Source organism: Bartonella sp. AP30XZML, from assembly GCF_042195945.1.
Taxonomy (GTDB): Bacteria; Pseudomonadota; Alphaproteobacteria; order Rhizobiales; family Rhizobiaceae; genus Bartonella.
Genome location: NZ_JBHIPJ010000105.1, coordinates 1 through 5,182, shown reverse-complemented (window position 1 = coordinate 5,182; position 5,182 = coordinate 1). Strand labels below are relative to the sequence as shown.

1 protein-coding gene is annotated in these 5,182 nt (G+C 37.2%); it reads right to left on the bottom strand.

The window, feature by feature from the left end; genetic code table 11:
• Positions 1–4,554 (bottom strand): DEAD/DEAH box helicase (locus ACFIL2_RS07855; protein WP_375681725.1); only part of this gene is annotated, 4,554 nt, incomplete at its 3' end.
• Between the last annotated feature and the right edge of the window lie 628 nt (positions 4,555–5,182).

The following is a 5,182-nucleotide window of genomic DNA, read 5'->3' as shown; positions in this document are numbered from 1 at the left end:
TACATCTTCATAATTCACGTGCAAATGACCCAGTTCACGCCCTGCTGTTACAAATTTCCAAAAATCATCAGCACTCTTTACGCAAGGGATACGAGGCAGTTCTTTGCATAAATTATCAGCATAACGAGAGCGATAATCTTCTGAATGAAGCAAACCGTAAACATAATAGAATAGATCATCTTTTGTTATGGTTTCATTAGGATAAGCCGCTTTAAAATGTGCTAGTCCTTCATCAGTAATGGCATCACGTCGTTGTAAATCAGCTGTTTTGCTGTCTTCTGTAGAAATTAAAAATAAATGGGATTGTTTCTTGTTTTTATCTTTTAAAGATTCAGTATCTTCGTAAATATAGCGTGGAAAGCATTGTCCTTTATCTATTGCATCATGGTTAGGTAGATTCTTAGTCATTAAGACAGAGAAACCACTTCTTCCTCCAACAGCAGAAACTTGTATTACTTTATTTTTAACCGCTTGTCCTATCGGGAATATACGAGGCATTTGATAAACCCCATCGTTAAAGATGCGATTATAATAAAGCCATTGTTTTGTAAAAGGACGATAAAGACTTTGAGTAAGACTGTAACATTCAAACTTAAAGAGTTTTTCTTTTACCAATTCTTGTTTAATATTATGACTCCAACTGATTTTTTTTACATCTGTATTGACGAAATTATCTACAGCATTTGCACGTGTTTTACGATCAGAGTGTCGATAGGTAGTATTAAAACGTTCTACTTCGCTGTTATAGAACGTAATCATATTATTCATGTTTTTCTTTAAAAATTCACGGCTTGAGTTATATGTCCAAGCATCACGATTAGTTTTTAGACCACAAGAAAAATTTTCAAATAGTTTTTTACCATGTCCTTTCTTATCACCTAAAGCTAAGAATGTTTCAAAACTTTCATCACGTTGATTTATCCAATCACCATGCTTATCTGGTGTAATCATTTGCCAGCTTTGTTCACGTGTAATACTACCAACACTACCAAAGTATTGAAGCATCTCAAGTTTTTTTTCGGTAGAAAGATTATCTCCAATATCATGATAATAAATTTTACAAGGTCCAATAGCATTGGGATTTTTGATAAATAGCGTTACCGCAATACCAGTCATACTACCATTGCCGAAAATATTTTCACCTTCTTGAGCAACTCCATTGCTTAACATATTTTTGCGAAGATCACCCCTCAGATTGAGAACATAAATGCTCGTAAACTCTTTGGCTAAAGATTTTCGTAAACCGTCCATTGTTGACTTTTCTATATAACCAGAACCAGAAACAAATCCGATTACTCCAGCATCAGCAATACGGTCACTAGCCCAACGAATGGCACGAATATAACTATCATAAAGTGCTTGCACACAAGTTGTTTTAGATTGAGCAGCATAAGTTTCACGAATACGGTTATTTAAAATAGGATAAGGAGTATTCTTTGCATTATCATTTTCGCTTTTTTGTCCTACCGAATAAGGAGGGTTACCAAAGATAACTTCGATATCCAGTTTCTTTTGATGTTCCAGATATTCACTGTTTTCTTTGAATAATTTTTGCAGAAGGTTCTTCTCTTCAAGCATCCGAAACGTATCGGTCAAACCAATATGTTTGAAAGGAATGTACTCACCTTTCATGATACTATGATAGGTTGCTTCGATATTAATGGCTGCTATGTAATAGGCAAGTAAGACAATCTCATTGGCATGGATATCATGACGGAATTTATATTCCATATCCTCTGGTTTGATGAGATTGGATTGTAAAAGCCTTGTGATAAAAGTCCCCGTTCCAGTGAAAGGGTCGAGGATAGAGACACCTCGTGACCCCAAGCTTTTTCCAAACTCATTACGCAATACATCATCAACAGAATGAATGATAAAATCCACAACCTCAACGGGCGTATAAACAATCCCAAGCCTATCCGTGGTTTTCTTAAATGCCTTGGCAAAAAAGCTTTCATAAAGCGTAATAATAAGATTTTGCCTTGCTAAAGGCGAGGTAATCCCAGAAGCACGAAGCCTTACACTGTTATAAAACTCTTGTAATTCCTTGGATTCTTCCTCGATATTGGTTTTATCCAGTTCTGTTAAGATTTTTTCCATTGCTTGCGAAATGGCATTGTTTTGCACAAATTCATTGCCCTCAAACAAGGCTTCAAACACGGGACGCGTCACAAGATGTTGTGCTAACATCTCAATGGCTTCCTCTTGCTTTATTTCACTGTTTAAATTGTTCTTTAATTCCTTATGAAAGGCATCAAAAGCATGAAAGGATTCACTGTTTTCATCAGCAAGCAGGTTTTGAAGATGGGTGATATGGTTTTGAGCAATCTCAGCAACATTACCCGCCCAATTTTCCCAATAATCCGCAATGGCAAATTTCTTCGCAAGAAGGGTTTTAAGGGCATTGGGAAACTCTTTATAAAAAGGTAATCTTCCTGTTACGCTATGAATAATTTGTGGTTCATGAGCGGCTTTTCCAATCTCAAGCCCCATATGTTCTGATTTTTCATGGATATGAAGTTTATCCTCAACCGCGGTCATGCTCTTTAAGGCTCTAATCTCCAAAACATCACTAACATCTTGCCCTAAAATCATCTGGTTAAGGGTTATTTCAAAATTCTCATCATGAGCAAGCAAAGCATTGATCACTTGCCAGACAACACTGTATCTTTTGTTGTATTTTAAAGCCTGTTCAGCAGAAACCCCAGCAGGGATACCAACGGGTAAAATGATGTAGCCTCTTTTTTTACCCTTTGCACGACGCATGATACGCCCCACCGCCTGTATGACATCCACATAACTTTTCCGCGGGTGTAAAAACATAATGGCATCAAGAGCAGGAACATCCACCCCTTCAGACAGACATCTTACATTGGTGAGCACACGGCAGGTATTTTCCCCCGCATCCTCTTTAAGCCAATCAAGGGCTTTATGACGCGTTTTGGCACTTTGGGTTCCATCAATATGATCAAAGGTACACTGAAGAGGCGGGGTATCTTTATAGACCTTATGAAGATTAAATAATTCTTCCTGTATTTCTTCAGAATTGAAGGTTTTACAAATGCGTTTAGAGGTTTTGATATCTTTGCAAAATGCTAAAGCCCGCCGCATGGGATTGGGGTCATCATTCAGATCAACCTTTAGATCTATTTTGGCAAGGGCTTGATAACAGCCTATGATCTTGGTTTTATCATCAAGGATAAGTTCATAATTCTCATCGGTCATCAGATGTTGAATGGATTGACTTACTTCCTCTTCATTAACACCCAAAACAATAATCTTATAAGGTGCTAAAAGTTCATTCTGAACGGCTTTTGAGAAAGTATAGGTATAAAGCTCTTTTCCATAGAGCTCTTCATCATCCATAGATGCGAGAACGGCATTGATCTCATTGGCTTTCTTTTTGGCATCATCGGTAAAGATCTTGGGGGTTGCTGTCATATAGAGGCGTTTTTTGCCTTGAATGATGCTGTTATCGTGAACCTTGATAAAATCAGATTCATTATCCTCTGTTCCCAATGAAACCCCAGTGGTTCTATGGGCTTCATCGCAAATGATCAGATCAAATTCGGGTAAATCATACTTTTTTTGTGCATCCGAAATCACTTGGATTGAATGGTAGGTTGAAAACACTACAGTCATGAGATCATGGGAAACCTTACCCGCTTTGCTCGCCAGTTCTTTTGCATCCGTGGTAGCAGGCAAGGCAAGATCAGAGCTATCAAATTCAAGAGCATCATTTTTATTATTCTTACGACGTTTTCCCACTTGTGTATCGGAACACACGGCAAAGGAACGCAAAGGCACTTCTGTATCTTCTGTCCATTCACGGATTGTTTGAGAGATAAGAGCAAGAGATGGCACCAGAAACAAAACACGCTTGCCTTGACCTGCTATGGTTTCTGCTATCTTCAAACTGGTGAAAGTCTTCCCCGTTCCACATGCCATAATGAGCTTGCCACGGTCTGCTTCTTGTAAACCTTCACAGACTTTCTCAAGGGCTTCTTTTTGATGATCTAAAAGCTTTTTTTTTGGTTTCTCTTTAAGGACGGCTTGTCCTTGTTCTTTATAAGCCCCCCAATCGATTTGACTGCTTTCCAAATCAAATAGATTAATCCGTTGAATACGAACCTCTTGTCCTTCACAAGTCAGTTCAACATTGTCACTCCAATCTGTTTCGGTGCTATCAACCAGTATGCGACGGGTGAAGATCTTTTTGCCCGAGGCAGCAATAAAACTATCAATATCTTCTTTTTTAATTATGTGAGAAGCATCATAGCATTTACATTGAATAGCCGCATAGCCACCTTCATCACAGATTGTAGCGACCAGATCAATCCCAATATCCGTTCCATCTTCATCATGCTCTTGCGCCCATTCACAATAGGTTTGAACCTTTTCGTATTCTTGCTTTTGAAGCGGGTCTTGCGTCAAATAAACCATGACAAGGTTTTCAAACAGCGTTCCCAATTCACGGGGTGATTTTGCTTGTTGACGATAATATTCCAAGAGAGAGCGTAAAGAGACATGATCATAATGATGAGGGCGAAGCATAAAGAATAAACTCCATGACAATATATTCTATTGATTAATTCTCTTCAAAAGAATCAAAATGAAGCTTATTAAATCCATTTTGAGTAAATAGTGAAAAAAATGCAGAAAAATGCGAAAAAACGGATAAATTTTTTTCAAAAGAGTTTTTAAAGGTACTTATCCACAGCCCATGGCATAGGATAAGATCAGCAAAANGACAAATTTGATATGTGCTTTTAAGATATCATAATGAGTATTTTGATAGGTTTTATGAGTCACTAAAATAATCTATTTTGTCAGTTTAATTTACTGACACAAACTGACAAATATATATTATGGATTGTATTTAAGGTTGTATTGTCGATATAGGTTGTACCATTAAAATACTAACATATTGAAATATAATGTTTTTAATTTTTTCTCATTAAAAAAAATAATATAGGCTCTAAAAAGAACTGACAACACTGACAGCACTGGACAAAACTCTTCTGTTTAGATCATTATCTTTGGAGAAAGGTTGCTTAATGCGCTGTACAGAGAGTTTTGCCTATTTGAGTAGAAAGTTTTAAAAGAGATTTCTTATTGTTTTCTATGATGGTTTTTGACGACAGGATGTGCTTGATAGGATGATGTCTCGTTTATATGCGTG